General features: G+C 43.4%; 14 protein-coding genes. 7 read left to right on the forward strand and 7 right to left on the reverse strand.

The window, feature by feature from the left end:
• Positions 1 to 83: 83 nt before the first annotated feature.
• Positions 84 to 746 carry a hypothetical protein gene (locus tag BV372_RS29475; protein ID WP_086690234.1) on the reverse strand — a complete coding sequence of 221 codons (663 nt, stop codon included), beginning with the start codon at positions 744 to 746 and terminating at the stop codon, positions 84 to 86.
• A gap of 50 nt (positions 747 to 796) precedes the next feature.
• Positions 797 to 1,033, reverse strand: a complete 237-nt coding sequence (locus BV372_RS36750) for a hypothetical protein (protein ID WP_086690236.1) — start codon at positions 1,031 to 1,033, stop codon at positions 797 to 799.
• 307 nt (positions 1,034 to 1,340) lie between these two features.
• Here BV372_RS36750 and pruA point away from each other — a divergent pair, with 307 nt between their 5' ends.
• The 3 genes from pruA to BV372_RS29495 all read left to right on the forward strand — a co-directional run bounded on the left by pruA (position 1,341) and on the right by BV372_RS29495 (position 5,805).
• Entirely contained in the window at positions 1,341 to 4,367 is a 3,027-nt protein-coding gene (gene pruA / locus BV372_RS29485) for an L-glutamate gamma-semialdehyde dehydrogenase (protein WP_086690238.1), read from the forward strand.
• A gap of 135 nt (positions 4,368 to 4,502) precedes the next feature.
• Positions 4,503 to 4,946, forward strand: coding sequence for a GNAT family N-acetyltransferase (locus BV372_RS29490; RefSeq protein ID WP_086690240.1), 444 nt, complete (start codon positions 4,503 to 4,505; stop codon positions 4,944 to 4,946).
• Positions 4,947 to 5,067: 121 nt separating this feature from the next.
• Positions 5,068 to 5,805 (forward strand): class I SAM-dependent methyltransferase, encoded by a 738-nt coding sequence (locus tag BV372_RS29495; RefSeq protein ID WP_086690242.1) that lies wholly within the window; start codon positions 5,068 to 5,070, stop codon positions 5,803 to 5,805.
• A 185-nt stretch (positions 5,806 to 5,990) separates the two neighbouring features.
• On the opposite strand, the gene BV372_RS29500 is transcribed toward BV372_RS29495, so the two are convergent.
• Positions 5,991 to 8,558, reverse strand: coding sequence for a PAS domain S-box protein (locus BV372_RS29500; protein ID WP_143845375.1), 2,568 nt, complete (start codon positions 8,556 to 8,558; stop codon positions 5,991 to 5,993).
• Between the two features lie 418 nt (positions 8,559 to 8,976).
• On the opposite strand from BV372_RS29500, the gene BV372_RS29505 reads away from it, so the two are divergent.
• Complete coding sequence (locus tag BV372_RS29505; protein ID WP_086690244.1) at positions 8,977 to 9,936, forward strand: cobalamin-binding protein; 960 nt, start codon at positions 8,977 to 8,979, stop codon at positions 9,934 to 9,936.
• Between the two features lie 40 nt (positions 9,937 to 9,976).
• On the opposite strand, the gene BV372_RS29510 is transcribed toward BV372_RS29505, so the two are convergent.
• The 4 genes from BV372_RS29510 to BV372_RS29525 all read right to left on the reverse strand — a co-directional run bounded on the left by BV372_RS29510 (position 9,977) and on the right by BV372_RS29525 (position 14,157).
• On the reverse strand, positions 9,977 to 10,279 hold the full coding sequence (locus BV372_RS29510) for a protealysin inhibitor emfourin (protein ID WP_086690246.1): 303 nt from the start codon (positions 10,277 to 10,279) through the stop codon (positions 9,977 to 9,979).
• Between the two features lie 164 nt (positions 10,280 to 10,443).
• Positions 10,444 to 11,526: a M4 family metallopeptidase gene (locus tag BV372_RS29515; protein ID WP_086690248.1), complete on the reverse strand. Its 1,083-nt coding sequence runs from the start codon at positions 11,524 to 11,526 to the stop codon at positions 10,444 to 10,446.
• Between the two features lie 371 nt (positions 11,527 to 11,897).
• Positions 11,898 to 12,623 carry a trans-aconitate 2-methyltransferase gene (locus tag BV372_RS29520; protein WP_086690266.1) on the reverse strand — a complete coding sequence of 242 codons (726 nt, stop codon included), beginning with the start codon at positions 12,621 to 12,623 and terminating at the stop codon, positions 11,898 to 11,900.
• A 130-nt stretch (positions 12,624 to 12,753) separates the two neighbouring features.
• Positions 12,754 to 14,157, reverse strand: coding sequence for an ATP-binding protein (locus BV372_RS29525; protein ID WP_086690250.1), 1,404 nt, complete (start codon positions 14,155 to 14,157; stop codon positions 12,754 to 12,756).
• Positions 14,158 to 14,307: 150 nt separating this feature from the next.
• Here BV372_RS29525 and BV372_RS29530 point away from each other — a divergent pair, with 150 nt between their 5' ends.
• The 3 genes from BV372_RS29530 to BV372_RS29540 are packed head-to-tail and all read left to right on the forward strand — an operon-like array spanning position 14,308 to position 17,498.
• On the forward strand, positions 14,308 to 15,972 hold the full coding sequence (locus BV372_RS29530; RefSeq protein ID WP_086690252.1) for a response regulator: 1,665 nt from the start codon (positions 14,308 to 14,310) through the stop codon (positions 15,970 to 15,972).
• A gap of 42 nt (positions 15,973 to 16,014) precedes the next feature.
• The gene (locus tag BV372_RS29535) at positions 16,015 to 17,217 is read left to right on the forward strand and encodes a low temperature requirement protein A (RefSeq protein WP_086690253.1); all 1,203 of its coding nucleotides are present in this window, start codon (positions 16,015 to 16,017) and stop codon (positions 17,215 to 17,217) included.
• Positions 17,218 to 17,240: 23 nt separating this feature from the next.
• A complete protein-coding gene (locus BV372_RS29540; RefSeq protein WP_086690255.1) occupies positions 17,241 to 17,498 on the forward strand; it encodes a ubiquitin carboxyl-terminal hydrolase 14 in 258 nt (85 codons plus the stop codon).
• The last annotated feature ends 609 nt before the right edge of the window (positions 17,499 to 18,107 follow it).

Raw genomic sequence — 18,107 nt, forward strand, 5'->3', positions numbered from 1 at the left:
TCCCTGTTCCCTGTTCCCTCTTAAAGACTATGAATTTAGCATAACAAGTACGGTAGAGCCAAAATAATTATAGGTTTTTTGTATTATCCATGAGTTTCTTGCTCGTTAAGAAGTTGAATTTCTGCTTTAAGATTAGCTCTAGCAGATACTTCAGCAACCTCAAACATTAAAGGCGTAAAATAAATGCGTTGCCGCTGCAAAAATCGCTCTAAAATTTGTTTACGACCTGCAATATATTTTGCTTCTGGCACCCAGGCATATTCTTGGCGAATTGCATTAGCGTATTCCTGATACTGGCTTGAGTCAACAGACAAAATGGCTAAATCTGCATCAAGTAGTACTTGGCTATCAAAATCATCGGCAGCAGATTGATGCTTTTTTGTATTAAGAATTAGACGGTTAACAGTAATAATATTATTAAGTGGAATTTTTAAATTACTCAACAACTCATAAGCATATTCTGCGCTTCTTTCTTCGTTATCTTGAGCTTGAGTGTCATAAACTATATCGTGAAGCCAAGCCGCAAGTTGCACAGAAATTAAGTCTTGGGTATAGCCTTCTAAAGTCTCAATTGTGCTGAGGACGTGGTGAATATGTTTTAGTGTGTGGTAGTAACGACCAAAGCTAGAATAAGCTTCAACCAGATCATTAAAGGCCCAATCGGCAGCTACTTGGTCAATGCTAAAAGATTGGAGTGTTTGTTGCCAGCGCCATAATAAGATATCCATGAGGTTTTCTGTAGGCATATCTGAATCTTTTAGCTTGTAAGGCAAAATTCCATTTTAAGCATTATTCGTTAGTACTCTGCTTGTGAAAATTTGATAACTGAGCTAATCTCCTGTGCTGCGATATCTGTCCGCTCAAGTTTAGAATATATCAGCATATTGCTGAAGCGATCGCTACAACTGGCAATCGTGCCCCCGTATTCACAATCAAAATCCAAAGTACTTTCTGCATCAGCGGCTTTATTTGCATCGCACACTCGTCTGGTTAAATTTTCTGTTGCTGATGCAAGCTCATCTATAAAGCTCAATAGCTCTAATGTAATGCAGACTAAAAGCTTTAATTACTTCAGTGTTGTCTTGCTCTAAATCCTGAAATAACTGGTCAAAATAAGGTAATTATACTGTGTAGTTGTCAATCATATCATTTTGCTAAAAATATCACCAATTTTTACCATCATTAGATATCCTATCTCTCTACCGTTTCTGTAGGCAGCTTTTCGTCAGGGATTGTGAATTTTGAACTCTTGAAATATGGTGGCAGCAAAATGAAAGAGTCAAAATAGAAGACAGAGGCTGGCAATCGCAGCCTTACCTATAATTAGGAGTTTACTATCAGTGGTATTACAAGTACAAACAAGCACCTACGAAGCTAAAACCCAAGAAATTGCTAAACAACTTCTAGAAGTAACCCAAGAAAATCGCTCATTTTTTGCCTCTCTACGCGATCAGATGCGCTGGGATGATAAATTACTAGCTTGGGCGATGAGCAATCCTGGATTAAGGGTGCAATTATTTCGCTTTATCGATACATTACCCGCTTTACGCAGCAAAGCAGAAATTGCCGCACATTTACAAGAATATCTCGGAGATGAAACAGTAGAATTACCTGCGGCTTTAAAGGGAATGCTCAACTTTGCTAACCCTGATTCTATGCCAGGGCAAGTGGCAGCAACAACCGTGGCGACAGCAGTTGAAACTCTCGCTCATAAATATATTTCTGGGGAAAATATTACACAAGTTATCAAAACAGTTGAACGACTACGTAAAGAAAAAATGGCTTTCACCATTGACTTACTTGGTGAGGCGGTAATTACAGAAACAGAAGCAAAATCATACTTAGAACGCTATTTAGAATTAATGCAGCAATTGGTAGTAGCATCCAAGAATTGGAAAGCTATTGGGGCTATTGATGAGGCAGATGGCGAACAGCTACCAAAAGTCCAAGTTTCTGTGAAGTTAACGGCGTTTTATTCCCAATTTGACCCATTAGATGCTGAGGGTAGTGAGGAACGAGTTAGCGATCGCATTCGCACTTTGTTGCGTCATGCTCAACAATTAGGGGCAGCTGTGCATTTTGATATGGAACAGTATGCCTATAAAGACATAACTCTCAAAATCCTCAAAAAATTATTAACCGAAGACGAGTTTAGACAACGTACAGATATTGGAATCACCATCCAAGCATATCTGCGAGACAGCGAACAAGATGCCAAAGATGTCATTTCTTGGTTGAAACAGCGTGGTTATCCTTTAACAATCCGCTTAGTCAAAGGCGCATATTGGGATCAGGAAACTATTAAAGCAGCCCAAAAACATTGGCCGCAGCCTGTTTACAACGATAAAGCAGCCAGCGATGCCAACTTTGAAACCATAACTCAATTATTGCTAGAGAATCATCAATATCTATATGCTGCCATTGGTAGCCATAATGTGCGATCGCAAGCTAAGGCAATAGCTATTGCAGAAACCTTAAAAGTACCTCGCCGTCGGTTTGAAATGCAAGTCCTCTACGGTATGGGCGATAAACTGGCAAAGGCGTTGGTGGATCGGGGTTATCGGGTGCGGGTTTACTGTCCCTACGGTGAATTATTGCCGGGAATGGCTTATTTAATTCGTCGGTTGTTGGAAAATACGGCTAACAGTTCTTTTTTACGGCAAAATCTAGAAAATCGACCGATTGAGGAATTGTTAGCACCTCCCAATATTGATTTTTCTCACGCAAAGGCGCAAAGGCAAGCCAGTACGTTGGGCAGTGCCGACTTGAAGCAACTGGCGCGCAAAGAAGAAAATGCTGGTTTTGTGGGTGTGGCGGATACTGATTATGCGGAGGAGGAAGAGAGAAGGAAATCCGATCAAGCTTTTCAATCTGTTCATCAACAATTGGGGAGAACTTATTTACCACTGATTAATGGAGAGTATGTGAATACCCAGGAAGTGATTGATTCTCTCAATCCTTCTAATTTCAGTCAGGTAATTGGTAAGGTTGGACTCATCAGTGTTGAACAAGCTGAACAGGCGATGAAAGTGGCGAAGGCGGCTTTTCCAGCTTGGCGGAAAACACCAGTTAAGCAACGCGCTGACATTTTGCGCAAAGCTGGGGATTTGATGGAACAGCGCCGTGCGGAACTTTCAGCTTGGATAGTGTTGGAAGTTGGAAAGCCAGTTAAGGAAGCAGATGCAGAGGTTTCTGAGGCGATAGACTTCTGTCGCTACTACGCTGATGAAATGGAACGGTTGGATAAAGGCGTAAATTACGATGTTGCTGGAGAGACAAATCGTTATATTTACCAGCCGCGAGGTATTGCTGTCGTCATTTCTCCTTGGAATTTTCCTTTGGCGATCGCTTGTGGTATGACTGTAGCAGCGTTAGTTACTGGCAATTGTACTCTCCTCAAACCTGCGGAAACATCTTCTATAATTACGGCGAAACTTACAGAAATTCTGGTAGAGGCTGGGATTCCTAAAGGTGTCTTTCAATATGTACCCGGTAAGGGTTCCCAAGTCGGGGCGTATTTGGTAAGTCATCCAGATACTCATGTGATTGCTTTTACTGGTTCTCAGGAAGTGGGATGTAAGATTTACGCAGAAGCATCTACATTGAAACCTTTACAAAGGCACATGAAGCGAGTAATTGCAGAGATGGGTGGTAAGAATGCCATTATTGTAGATGAAAGTGCTGATTTAGACCAAGCTGTTGTGGGAGTAGTGCAATCAGCCTTTGGTTACAGCGGACAAAAATGTTCTGCTTGTTCTAGGGTAATTGTGCTGCAATCGATTTATGATTCATTTGTGGAACGCCTGGTAGAAGCCACAAAATCCTTGAACATTGGGGAAACAGAGTTACCCAGCACCCAAGTCGGCCCGGTGATTGATGCTAATGCCCGCGATCGCATTCGCGAGTATATTGAAAAAGGTAAGTCAGAAGCACAATTAGCACTGGAGTTACCAGCACCAGAACAGGGATATTTTATTGGGCCAGTTATCTTTAGCGAAGTCCCGCCAAATGCGATAATTGCCCAACAAGAAATTTTTGGCCCTGTGCTAGCGGTAATTCGAGTGAAAGACTTTCAGGAAGCATTAGCAGTAGCTAACGGTACTAACTTTGCTTTAACTGGAGGACTTTACTCTCGCACACCATCCCATATTCAGCAAGCACAACAAGATTTTGAAGTCGGCAATTTGTACATTAACCGTACAATTACAGGAGCGATCGTTGCCCGTCAACCATTTGGTGGATTCAATCTTTCTGGCGTTGGTTCTAAGGCAGGAGGCCCTGATTACCTGCTTCAATTCCTAGAACCGCGCACAATCACAGAAAATATTCAACGCCAAGGTTTTGCACCAATTGAAGGTGCAGATTAACGTAGGGACGGGGTTTCCCCGTCCTTGACCTTACCGAACATCATAGCCAATTAAAATAAATTAAGTAGGGTGGGCAATGCCCACCTTAATTTTTAACTTGATATCGAACCACAGAGGCGCAGAGAACGCAGAGAGATGGTGAACAGAGATTTAATTATTAAAATCGTTGAATATCCGGAAGAATTTACGGCGATTCAAGCAATTAGAATCACCGTATTTCAGAAAGAACAAGGGGTAGAACCTGCATTAGAGTTTGATGGTAAAGATGAAATCTGCGAGCATTTAATTGCTTATTTAAATAAAGAAGCTGTTGGGACTGCGCGAATTAGATATTTGGATGAACACACTGCCAAAATAGAAAGACTGGCTGTTTTATCTATCGCCAGAGGTAAGGGAATTGGTAAGCAAATCATGGGAAAGGCAATAGAAATTATAGCTACTAAAAATTTTCCAGAAGTTGTAATTAATTCTCAAGAATATGTCAAAGATTTATATCGAAAAATAGGTTTTGTAGAAGAAGGAGAAATATTTATAGAAGCAGGCATTCCCCATATAAAAATGAAGAAGCTATTGATCTAATATCCCTTAAAGTTTATTAAACCTCATCCAATTAGCATCGCTGCAAGTACTAATCTGTACTCATTGTTGATTTGCTAATATGCCGATAAGGTGATCGGCGTAGTGCGGAGGAAAAGCACATATGGCGCAGACAGGCCCAAACTTCTATGACGATGAAGCGGTTTTTGCAACCTATATGGGCGTTCGTCAACGTGTAGATACACCAAACGATACGCTGGAAAAACCAGTGATGATGGATCTTATTCAACCCATTAATGGCAAACGTATCCTCGATTTGGGGTGTGGCAATGCGGCAATTGGGCGAGAACTCCTCGCTCACGGCGCTGCAAGCTACACTGGTATCGAAGGCTCACACAAAATGGCTGCTGTTGCGACCAAGACACTTGCTGACACAGCAGGTCAGATCATTGAGCAAACAATTGAGAACTGGACGTATTCACACGCCGCATTCGATCTAGTGATCGCACAACTCTCCCTGCATTATGTCGCTGATCTGGCACCAATTTGCACCCAAATATTCCAGACACTTACACCTGCGGGACTGTTTGTCTTTTCGGTCGAGCATCCCGTGATCACTTCCTCTGACAAAGGCTGGACCTCTGGGACGCTTCGCCAAGATTGGGTTGTCGATAACTATTTTACGACCGGACTGCGAGTTACGCATTGGCTCGGCGGTACTGTGCAAAAATATCACCGCACGGTTGAAGACTATTTCCATCTCCTCAATAAAGCTGGTTTTATCATTGAGGATCTGCGTGAAGCATGTCCGCAACGCGAACATTTTCAAGAAGTGCAAACCTACGAGCGGCGAAAGCGTATTCCATTGTTTTTGATTCTCGCGGCACGTAAGCCAGGATAGCGTAAGCGTATGCCTGTACCTATAACACCTGTCTAGTATAGGCCATGAACCGGACAGACGAAAGCGGATATTTAGTAATATTTGAGCTTTTGCTAACAGATTTTTATTAAAGACTTACTCGGGCAAAATAGGATAAATTCAAAGTTCACGTTTGATGAATAGACTTTACACAGTACCAAGCTAAACTATATTGGCTCTTCCTCTGCCAAATATGGTTGTTCGGGGAGAAACACAGTAAATCGGCTGCCTTGTCCTAAAGTTGATTCTACTGTCACATCGCCGCCATGCAAACGTGCTAGTTTGCGTGTCAAGGCTAAACCCAAACCAGTACCTTCATACTGACGATTTAACCGGCTATCAAGCTGTTTAAAAGGTTCAAATAGAAATTGAAAATGATTGGAATCAATGCCAATACCAGTATCTGCAACTGTAAATGTAATGCCGTTGCTGACTTTTTTTACTTCTAAAGATACTTGACCAGATGGAGTGAATTTAATCGCGTTAGTCAGCAGATTAAGTAGCATTTGCTTAATTCGCCGTTCATCAGCAACACAAATATTAGCTTGTGGATCAATTTCGCTTGTGAGTTGCAATCCTTTATCTAAAGCTTGATCGGAAACCGTAGAAATTACAGAATTACAGACATCTGTAACTAGCAACGGTAACAGCAAAAGTTCTTCTTTACCTGCTTCTACTTTAGAAAGGTCAAGAATATCATTAATCAATGCCAATAAATGTTCACCACTACTATATACACAACTTATATATTCCTTTTGCTTTTCATTGAGCGACCCAACCATTTCTTGTTGCAGCAATTGCGATAAACCCATAATCGCATTGAGGGGTGTGCGCAGTTCGTGACTCATAGTCGCTAAAAATTCGCTTTTAGCACGGCTACCAGCTTCTGCCGCTGCTTGAGATGCACGCAGTTTCAATTCGGTTTGCTTGCGTTCGGTAATATCCTCAATAATAGTTAAGAAAAACTCAGGGTTGCCATTACTGTCTGGTATGACTGAAACTGACAGACGAGTCCAAACTAACCTTCCCTCTTTATGTAAGAAGAGTCTTTCGATCTCAATGCGATGTCTTTCAACAAGCTTTTCGGGATCTGAGCGAATGCCTGAAAGAAGTTGTCTCAAGAGATCTACATCCCCTTTTTGCGGGGAAACATAATTTGTGAACCGCTCACCACATAGCTCTTCGCGGCTGTAACCTAGCATCTGACATAGCGCTGGATTAGCATCGACTATTTGTGCTTTCATGTCTATCAGCCCGATACCGATAGAAGAACACTCAAAAATTGCTCGAAATTGCGCCTCACTCTGGCGTAATGCTTCTTCTGCGGCGTTACGTTCGCTCGCTTCTATGGCTAGGGTGACAAAATCTGCGATGGAACCTGCAAAATTCTCTTCTTCCAATGTCCATTGGCGCAGATCGCCAAAGTGTTCATGGGAGACTACGCCTACCAACCGACCTCCCAGCCAAATTGGTGCATTCAACAATGAGCTAATCCCTAACACACAGAGGTAAGACTGGGATAATTCTTGAGTTCTGGTGTCGTTGATGGCATCATGGGCAGCAATGCTACGTTCTTCTTCCAAGGCTTGGAAATAATCAGGATAATTCGCTTTCAATAGCGATAAGCCGCAGCTATGTTCTTTTGTTCTCACATCATACAAATCGATACATTCTAACGTTGAGTGGTCTTCGTTATATAACCACACACCAACTCGCTGCACCGAAAGTGTGCGAGCAGCAGCTTCTGTAATCTCTTGGAAGGCCGCATTGAGATTACCTTGTTGGAATGTTTTACTTCTTGCTAGTTGCACCAGCGTTTGACTTTGTTTCCTGCGAGCATGTTCTCTGATTTGCAAAGCCTCTTGGGACTGCTTGCGCTCTGTAATATCTCTTGCTGCCACCACATGCATTTTTTGACCTGCGTAAGAAATAATTTTGCCTTGGAGTTCTACAAAAAAAGTAGAGCCATCCTTCCTAACTACAATTACTTCACAAGCTTTTTCAGAACCGGAAAGTATATTCTTGATCATCAAATCTTGTGATTCTAGTGCGAGAAGTTCCAGGCTATTTTTGCCAATTAGTTCTGCAACTTCATATCCTGTCATTTTTGCCAAGATATGATTAGCATCTAAAATCATTCCCCGATCGTGTATGATTATTCCTTCAAAAGTTGCCTCAGACAGAAAACGCCATTGGGATTGGCACTTAGACAAGTTAGATAAAGACGACAATCGTCCCTGTTGACTTTCTTTGTGGATTGCAACAGTGTTTGCTTGTTCCTTGATTTGACGCCGTTGCTGCTCGATCGCATAGAGCAATCGCCGACGCAAAAGTTGAGGGGTGATCTCACTAGTGATTAAATAGTCCTGTGCGCCTAAACTCAGAGCTTGCAAGCTGCGAACCTCATCATCCACATCCCCGATCGCGATAATTGGCACATTGGGAGCTAGCGATCGCATATCAGAAATAATTTTTAAATCTCTAGCATCCTTCAGGGATAAATTCAAGATCGCTACATCAATTGATTGAGTTTGTAAAGCATATACACCCTCCAAAAATTCCTGAGCCTGAATTAGCTGAAACCGAGGTAGGGATACAGGGTTTTTCATCCCTAAATCCGAGAGAATGGAAGACACCAAGCTAGCATTGCCCCTGACGTTGTCAGATGCTTTTTTCGCGGCAAATTCTGTATGATTTTCACAAAACAGCAGAATGTTGATTCGTTCGCAAGTCATGCTTGTTACCAGTGGAGCAGCTTCATAGTATTGGGCGACGGAAAAAGCTGCTAAAGATGCACCTTCAAAAACCAGAATATTCGCCCATCAGCGTAAATTATTATTATACGCAGACTGATAAATATCAGTAGCAAAACTGATTACTAATAAATTAATTAGTTTCAAGCAATCGAACATTTAAAATTGCATGACTGGCGGACGACCACAAAACATTGATGTTATGAAAGATTATTCTATTAAATTTTCTTGCCCCTTGCGCTTTAAGTTTTTCCCAATTGCTACAAAAAATCTAAATTATTGGGAAATTATTGCTAAATATTGACGAAAAAAACGCCTGTGTATTCCTTTAGATAGAGATACGCTACCTCATAACTTTTGCGACAATTAAACTAAGAGCAGCTGTTGCAGAGGTGGAGCAATGAAAGATAACAGTGTAAGAATTGTCTCTCTGATTCCTAGTGGAACGGAGATTTTAGGGGCACTGGGTTTAGCTGACGCAATTGTTGGGCGATCGCACGAATGTGACTACCCACCGGAAATTCAAAATCGTCCCATTTGTACCGCAGCACGCTTAGATAGCAATGCTTCCAGTAGCGAAATTCACAATGAGGTTAACAATTTATTGCAATCTGCTCTTAGTATCTATGAAATCAACACTGAGATTCTAGAGCAATTGCAACCCACGCATATTGTGACTCAAGACCAGTGTGATGTTTGTGCAGTTAGCCTACAAGAAGTAGAAAAAGCAGTTGCCAATCTGATCCACACTTCACCGCAGATTATTTCTTTGCAGCCCAATTTGCTTCAAGATGTTTGGCACGATATCGAGCAAATTGGTAACACCTTTGAAGTAGACTCAGTTAAAGTACTAGAAAACTTAGAAGCTCGCGTCAAAATTTGTCAGCAAAAAATCCAAGGACTTTCTTTAACAGAACTTCCCACTGTCGCCTGCATCGAATGGACAGATCCTTTGATGGTAGTCGGCAACTGGATTCCGGAATTAGTCAACTTAGTAGGTGGACAAACCCTATTTAGTTCTCCAGGTAAACCATCTGCTATTGTGCCGTGGGAAACAGTCATAGCCAGCGATCCAGATGTGATTGTCTTTATGCTTTGTGGTTGGGATTTACATCGCACTCGCCAAGAAGTACATCTGTTAACTCAACGTTCAGAATGGCAACAACTCCACGCAGTCCAAACGGGCAGAGTCTACATTACTGATGGGAATTCTTACTTCAACCGTCCAGGCCCACGACTAGTAGATTCCTTAGAGATTTTGGCAGAAATGTTGCATCCCGAAATTTTTGATTATGGCTATAAAGGAACAGCCTGGGAACCCTTATTGCCTGAAGGCGTAATTCCTATGCCGATAGGCTAGTCTGCTGCGAGGAACTCAAAAGTCAAAAGAAATAAATGTTTCAAGAAGAGTGTCGTGCTACTTGATTGAGCCATTCAATCAGGGGTCTCAAGGTTCCTGGTAATGCGGCCTCACTCACTGTCACGGTATGTTGCTTACCTTGGTCTTCTACTGTCAACTTATACTGAAAGCGATCAACCTGGGGATTAGGGGAAGTAATTTTTTCAGGTAAGTTAAACAAACCAGCAGCTTCCACCAGTCGCGGTAGTTCGTTGGCTTCGTTTGGTGGGAGAGTAGCTGTATCCACAGTTGTTTTCTTACTAATTCCAGCAAAGCCACCTGTGCGTTCAAAGGAAATCCGCATTTTTTACTCTCCGTTGTCCTATCTAAGGGGAGAAACAAAAAGACTGGAAGATTTTAACTATCATCTCCCAGTGTAACAACAAAGGACAACCCAGTATAAATTCTGAATGATGAATGATAAATTATGAAAATTTTACTCGTTCATTATTCATCATTCACCATTCATTAAGAAAGCACACCCACCTTTTTCCAAGCGTTTTGTACAGCTTTCTGTTCTTGACTATCGTTACCGTAGAGTTCGCCAGCTACTTTGATAGTTGCGTTGGCAGCTGTTTTAAAATTAGCATTAGCACGTAGGCGATCGCGTAAAGTTATGTACCAGATTTTGCCAGTTTTTTCCCAAGCATAGCCGCCAATCTCCATTGCTGCTAGATAAAAAGCATGGTTAGGAATGCCGGAATTAATATGCACACCAGCGTTATCTTCCAAACCAGTATACTTATCTTTCATATAGGCTGGTTGAGGATCTTGACCCATTACCGGATCATCGTACGCTGTTCCTGGTGCCTTCAGCGAACGTATACCAACACCTTTGACAGTCGTAGCCAAAAGTCCTTCGCCAATAATCCAGTCTGCCTCTTGTGCTGTTTGATTTTTGGTTTTCTGTTTTACCAAAGCACCAAAAACATCAGCAAATGACTCATTGAGTGCTCCTGGTTCGCCGTAATATTGTAGACCAGCTTCATACTGAACCACACCATGAGTTAACTCATGAGCAATCACATCAATAGACTTAGTGAAGCGTTGAAATAATTGCCCATCACCATCACCATATACCATCTGGTCGCCATTCCAGAAAGCATTATCGTATTTGACACCGTAATGCACAGTCGAGTCTAAACGCAGTCCTTTATCATCAATAGAATTGCGATCGAATATCTCATAAAATAAGTCATAAGTAGCACCAGCCGAATCATAAGCTTCATTCACGGCTTCGTCAGTGCTTGGTGGATCTCCTTCATGTCGCACCGCTGTACCAGGTAGGTTTTCGGAATTTCGAGCATCGTAGATAGTACGGCGCTTCTCACCTGGGGATGGCGCAAACGAGATAGCACCTACTATATTCCGTCTTCCGCGTAGTTGCGCTGAAACATTTAATGTCTGAAAAGCCCAACTACGCTGCTCAGGGCTGCCATTTACCGCGACGTTTTGCAGTATATGGGGTGGAATAATACAACAAATAGGGCATCTAGAGTACCCTGGATGTTCACAGTTCAAACCAGTTGATTTCTTCTTATTTCGAGCCATCCCAAATATTCTCCTTTTTAAAGTAAATGATGGCAAATAGTAGTTGTAACTCCACTATTCAAAGGAGTAGAAAAACTAATGTCAGTAGCGTGTCCTTTCTACTCTATGTTTGATAACAGGTCTGTTAAGAGAGGGCTTAACCCTCGGCAAGTATTTGTATGTTGGGACATGACATAGAAACACAAGACAAATTAAGATTCCGCAAAATGCAGCCAAAATCCTTGTCTGGTGACGCAAAATCTCCTTTAAAGACCCAACGGTTTTATATAATAGGTCTTGTCAAGGGTAAATGTGTAATTTATTACTGATTTGTTACTAGAAACTGGAAAAAATATACTTGTCGAGGGGCTTTCAGATTCAAAACTTCCTATCTAAAATTTACACAGCCAGCCCCCAAAAACCGCCATACCGTAATATTTCCAAGGTACTGCCACTGTTGCAAAACCAGCTTGTGTGAGCATTTGTAAATGTGTATTCAAAGTAGCTAGCTGGTCTTGACTTGAGTAGCCTTGTGTAACACTTGTGCCTACCTTAGCGCGAACTTCTGCCAACGTTGTCCCCTGTGCGGCTGCCCATTCTTCTCGCGCTGCTTTGTATACTTCAATTAATACAGGTGTTTCCGGTAGGGTGGGATCAGCATTCCAAAAACAACCATTAGGATTGAGACTGAGAGCAATTTGTTGAAATAACTTGAATTTCATCTCATCTTGGAGATGGTGAATTGCCAAAGATGACACACAAGCATCAAATTCCCCACCTATAGCCAATTTCTCTGGATTGTTTGCCCAATCGCCAAAATCCGCTTCGATACCACTCCAGAGATTTTGATATCCAGCTGCGGCGATTTTACTTTGAGCGAATTGCAACATTCGCGGCGAGTAATCTAGGGCAATTATTTGAGCATTAGGACAATGCTGGAGTATTTTCAGACTCAATTCCCCTGTGCCACAGCCTAATTCTAAAATGCGACGACTTGTAGAAGGCAGGCAACGGGTAATTACCTCCAGCATCTCGTCATATCGCGGTAATAGCTGGCGAATTCCTGTATCGAAATCAGCAGTGTTGGCAAATACTTCACCGGGAAATAGTTGTTGCATATTGCTGGCATGAAGTTTGGCATTCATCCATCAATCTTAAAGCATTAAAAGCTTTTAAAGATAAGTGGTATTAGCTTTTATAAACCCCATCAAAGTAGACAAGGTTTAATAATATGTAAATTAATGCAGACTAAAGCCCATGCTGAAGGATCGGTAAACAAACAGTAAGCTGAGTTTTGCCTGGTTTGGATGCAAGCGTTATCGTTCCTTGATGGCGAATTTCGACAATTCGTCGCACCACTTCTAAGCCCAACCCTGAACCTTTGCCAACGGGCTTTGTCGTAAAAAATGGTTCAAAAATTCGCGATTGAATTTCTGGTGGAATACCCGATCCGGAATCGATGATTTGTACTTCGATGCGATCGCTGTGGTGGATGGTGACAATTTCAAGTACACCTTTATCTTCCATTGCATCGATAGCGTTATCAATTAAATTTGTCCATACCTGATTCAATTCACTGCCATACGCCCATATTTTGGGAATTGCTGCATCGTAGGAGCGACGAATTTCTACACCATGCTTCAGTTTATATGAAAATAATCGCAGGGTATCTTCCAGTCCTTCATGCACATCAACTACTTGTCGCGCACCCTGATCTAAATGGGAATAAGACTTCATCGACTGCACCAATGCAGCTATGCGTTCTGCACCGCGCAAGCCACTGGCGATCATTGACATCACTTCAAACGAGAGTGCCAACCAACGCACTCCCATGTCGCGCATTTCTGTTAAGTCATCCCGCCATTGAGTTGTCAATTCTTCGAGAGTGGCAATTTTGATGCCGCCTTCAGCTAAAGGTGCAGCCAGTTTCCAAGCATCTTCTACGCCGTAATCTTCCAACCAATTCAGCATTTGGTCTTCGCGATCGCTCAACGTCATCGGATCAACCCGCTTGTGGATAATTGCTTCATATCCCTCATCCCGTGCTTTGAACCATTCTTGGGTATGTGCTTCATCAATTTGGTGTCGTCCAGCCACCATATTCATGCGTTGCAATTCCAGTAATGCTGGGGTGACATCTCGTAAAGCCCGAACCAAGGCGGCTGCCGGATTGTTGAGTTCGTGCGCCAATCCTGCTGCTAAGGTGCCCAAGGCTGCCATTTTCTCGCGGTTGCGGATAAAGGACTCTAATCCACGCGATCGCTTTGCCACAATTTGAAAAACCATCTGCTCAAAAGTGCGGCACTCATGCAGCAATGTCAGGAAATCTTCACTTGATAGCTCATACAAATGACATTCCGTAATCGCTCGTACTGTCACAGGGGCAGGCTCGCCGGTCAAGACGGGAATTTCACCAAAAAAGCCAGGGGCTTCATGCTGTCCAATCGGCATTTCCAAACCATCACTTCGCCGTGTCATTCCTATATGACCACATAACAGAATGAAAAAGCCACGGGGGGGATCGCCTTCATGTATCAGTACTTCATCAGTTTTCAGGTCAATCGTTTGAGCGCGATCGCAAATCCAGTCGAGGCGGTTTCGTGGCAAGGCTTGAAACAATTCCAGAGTCAGCAGTTCTTCAAGACAAAGCATAATTCCTCGTCTGCTCAGACAGCATAGTTAGGCTTTTCCTTATCAAAGCCGACTAAGTTGCATTTGAAACTCACTCTTTAGATAGAATCGCTTTTTTGCCATCTAGCTTTAGCCTGAAAGCGGAGCTTGTTAAATTTGGAGAGCAGGGGCGTGGCCAAACCAGTCATTCTCACCGTTGATGATGATCCCGATGTGCTGCAAGCGGTAGCGCGAGACCTGCGAAAAGAATATGGCGATCGCTTTCGCATCGTCCGGGCAGACTCCGGATTAACTGCATTAGAAGCTTTAAACCAACTGAAGATTCGCAATGAAAGCGTTGCCACATTTCTTGTGGATCAACGAATGCCCCAGATGAGTGGGGTAGAATTTTTGGAGCAGGCGATCGCGCTGTTTCCTGACGCCAAGCGGGTGTTGCTCACCGCTTACGCAGATACGGATGCTGCGATTCGTGCCATTAATAACGCTAAACTCGACTATTATCTGCTCAAACCTTGGGACCCACCAGAGGAACGGTTGTATCCGGTGCTGGATGATTTGATTGATGATTGGTTGGCAGATTATCGTCCACCGTTTGAAGGCATCCGGGTAGTGGGAAACCGTTGGTCGCCGCAGTCGCACCAAGTAAAAGATTTTCTGGCACGCAATCAAATTCCCTATCAATGGCTGGATGTGGAGTTGGAAAAAGAAGCAGCTCAATTGCTGACTTATAGCGAACCCGATGGAGTGCAACGCTTACCCCTAGTACTGTTCCCAGACGGTTCCCGGCTGGTGCAACCAACGAATCTACAAATTGCTGAACAGATTGGATTGCGGACTCAGGCAGAACGACCATTTTATGATTTGGCAATTGTCGGCGGCGGCCCAGCTGGACTGGCTGCTGCTGTTTATGGGGCATCTGAAGGACTCAGCACCGTGATGATTGAGCGAGAAGCACCAGGTGGACAGGCAGGATCGAGTTCTCGCATTGAAAACTATCTGGGCTTTCCCGTGGGGTTAAGTGGTGCAGATTTGGCGCGTCGGGCAGTAACCCAAGCAAAACGGTTTGGTGTGGAAATTTTGACACCGCAAACAGTAACAGGAGTTCGGATTCAAGACCCCTATCGGGTGATTTCCTTGGCAGATGGCAGTGAGATCAGTTGTCACGCGCTGTTGATTGCAACGGGCGTATCATATCGCAAGCTCGATATTCCAGGTGAAGAACGGCTGTACGGCGCGGGTGTATATTATGGTGCGGCGATGACCGAAGCGATCGCCTGTCAGGGTGAAGAAGTGTTTATCATTGGCGGCGCGAACTCTGCTGGACAAGCTGCGATGCATTTCTCTAAGTATGCCCACTCAGTGACAATGCTAGTACGCTCTGATTCGCTTACCAAGAGCATGTCGCAATACCTGATTGACCAAATTGCAGCCACAGAGAACATTACCGTCCGCACTCAAACCAAAGTCGTGGAAGTAAAGGGGGAGCAAAATTTAGAGGCGATCGTACTCCAGGATGACCAAACAGGGGCGATGGAAACTCTACCTGCAAAGTCACTGTTTATTTTCATTGGTGCGCGTCCCCAAACTGACTGGCTGGATGGCATCGTCGAACGCGATGAAAACGGTTTTATTCTGGCGGGTGGTGATTTAATCCGAGAAAAACGCCGCCCAAAAGGATGGACTTTGGAGCGAGACCCCTATCTACTAGAAACCAGTGTGCCTGGTATTTTTGTAGCAGGTGATGTGCGCTATGCATCGGTGAAGCGGGTAGCTTCTGGTGTCGGAGAAGGCAGCGTGTGTGTGCAGTTTGTACACCGCTACCTGAGTAAAGTATGACTCTCAACAATAGCTCATTCAGTCCCAGCTTTTGGAATTCCTATGCCTCAACTGCAACCCTCAAACAACAAATCGCTCCAACTTCCACAACGTGGGCCGGGTCTACGCAATCTTGAGCGCGAACAACACGCAACTTGGATTGAACTGTTTTTCGATCTGGTGTTTGTGGTTGCGATCGCAGAATTAAGTCATTACCTGGAAGAGCATTTAACAGTCATCGGATTTCTGCAATTTGTTTTGCTGTTTGTTCCGAGTTGGTGGGCATGGGTGCTGTTTACGTTTTACAGCGATCGCTTCGATACGGATGATTCCATCCACCGCTTGCTAATGCTCACCGGGATGCTGACAATTCTATTTTTAGGAGCTAATGTTCACAATGCCTTTGGAGATGGTTCCGCAGGCTTTACAGTGGCCTATGTATTGGCGCGTTCAGTCGTACTAGCACTTTACTACAGAGCATCTCGCCATGTTCCGGTTGCCCGTGCCAGCGTCAAACTCTATCTTGCATCTTATATTCCTAGCACCTGTCTGTGGTTAATTTCTATTATTGTTCCAGAGCCATTGCGTTACGGCTTATGGGTGATTGCGATCGCTATTGAGTTGTCCATGCCAATCATCGGGTCGCGGATTCTGGCTGGAACTCCCTCCCATCCTTCCCATTTACCGGAACGATTCGGATTGTTCACGATCATTGTGCTGGGTGAGGCGATCGTCTCTGTCGCAACGGCAACAGCGAATACAGACTGGCGACTTCCTTCAATTATGGCGGCAGTTGGTGGCTTTGCGATCGCCTCTTGCTTGTGGTGGCTCTATTTCAACTTTCTAGAAAATTCAGTAATTATCCGCGATATCCGCTCGGTTCATATTTATAACTATGGACATCTGCCGATTCTCATGGGGCTAACCCTGGTGGCTGTCGGCATTAAGCATACTATATCGGAAGCCCATCACCATGCGCTCTCGGCTGCAACTCGCTGGACACTCTGTGGCGGACTTGCTCTGTATGTGTTTGCGATTATTGTTGTCTGGGTTTTGGGATGTCACCGTCGAGTTAAATGGCTTTCAGTTAGTATGATTGCCATCTCACTGGGATTAGCCACGATCGGCGGCTTCCTACCACCACTTGTTTTAGAAGGTGCTCTAGTGGCAATGCTGGTCAGTAAAGTCAGCCTGGAAATTATTCGCTCTCGCAAAACAGCACAGTTAGTTGCAGAAGATCCAGAGATTATTGAAACTCAGCTTTAAAAAAATCTTACCTGGAGGCAGATATGAGTAAACATTGTACCCATCTCAATCAAATTCAAACTGTAACACCAAGCGCAACTGGATGTGAGGAATGTTTAGCGATGGGCGATCGCTGGGTACATTTACGTGAATGCCTAATGTGCGGTCATATTGGCTGCTGTGACTCTTCTAAAAACAAGCACGCAACTAAACATTTTCAGACAACGGGGCATCCAATTGTGCGATCGTTTGAACCAGGCGAAGATTGGCGTTGGTGCTATATCGACAACACTTTTATTTAGCTGTAGATAAACGCAATTACAATCAATCGACTACACCATCATATATTGGCGATCGCAAAACATTTCGATTTTACCGTAGGGGCACGGCATGAGTGGATTATGCGCTTGGTCGAAATATTTTTAATGCCGTGCCCTTACCAACCAGCTATTTTATTTTGCAATATAATATATAGCCAGAATATACTCGATGCGCTGCTCGATATACCTCAAGTATTGGTATCATTTATCATTACAAGCCAAGAATCATCCAATTCAAAACATACCCAAATTGTATGGGCACGGCACCCCAAGACTTTCGCCCAGACCGATACTTTATCGATGCCGTGCCCCTACTGAGGGTATCATTCTACTCTAGAGATGGATCAGAGCGATCGCAGTTAAAATCTAATTGTCGAACCACATTGTAAATTAGGCTACTCGATTAAAATTTTGCTGATTGTAAATTGCGATCGCTTTTCGGTAACTACAATTTCCCGCAAAACTTACTCATACTGCAAACAAACTTATAAAGGCTGCTACTTTTAACGAAAAAATCGAGTCCTACTTATAAATAATCGACTCAAATTGATAAATAATTATACTTTTAGCTAAAAAATCGAGTCCTACTTA

The organism is Nostoc sp. T09 (assembly GCF_002154695.1).
Taxonomy (GTDB): domain Bacteria; phylum Cyanobacteriota; class Cyanobacteriia; order Cyanobacteriales; family Nostocaceae; genus Aulosira.

Coding starts and splice junctions, on each gene's coding strand:
- BV372_RS29505 (WP_086690244.1), top strand. CDS start 8,977: ATGAAAGATAACAGTGTAAGAATTGTCTCTCTGATTCCTAGTGGAACG.
- BV372_RS29525 (WP_086690250.1), bottom strand. CDS start 14,157: ATGCTTTGTCTTGAAGAACTGCTGACTCTGGAATTGTTTCAAGCCTTG.
- BV372_RS29520 (WP_086690266.1), bottom strand. CDS start 12,623: ATGCAACAACTATTTCCCGGTGAAGTATTTGCCAACACTGCTGATTTC.
- BV372_RS29535 (WP_086690253.1), top strand. CDS start 16,015: ATGCCTCAACTGCAACCCTCAAACAACAAATCGCTCCAACTTCCACAA.
- BV372_RS29510 (WP_086690246.1), bottom strand. CDS start 10,279: ATGCGGATTTCCTTTGAACGCACAGGTGGCTTTGCTGGAATTAGTAAG.
- BV372_RS29490 (WP_086690240.1), top strand. CDS start 4,503: ATGGTGAACAGAGATTTAATTATTAAAATCGTTGAATATCCGGAAGAA.
- BV372_RS29495 (WP_086690242.1), top strand. CDS start 5,068: ATGGCGCAGACAGGCCCAAACTTCTATGACGATGAAGCGGTTTTTGCA.
- BV372_RS29475 (WP_086690234.1), bottom strand. CDS start 746: ATGCCTACAGAAAACCTCATGGATATCTTATTATGGCGCTGGCAACAA.
- BV372_RS29540 (WP_086690255.1), top strand. CDS start 17,241: ATGAGTAAACATTGTACCCATCTCAATCAAATTCAAACTGTAACACCA.
- BV372_RS29500 (WP_143845375.1), bottom strand. CDS start 8,558: ATGACTTGCGAACGAATCAACATTCTGCTGTTTTGTGAAAATCATACA.
- BV372_RS29515 (WP_086690248.1), bottom strand. CDS start 11,526: ATGGCTCGAAATAAGAAGAAATCAACTGGTTTGAACTGTGAACATCCA.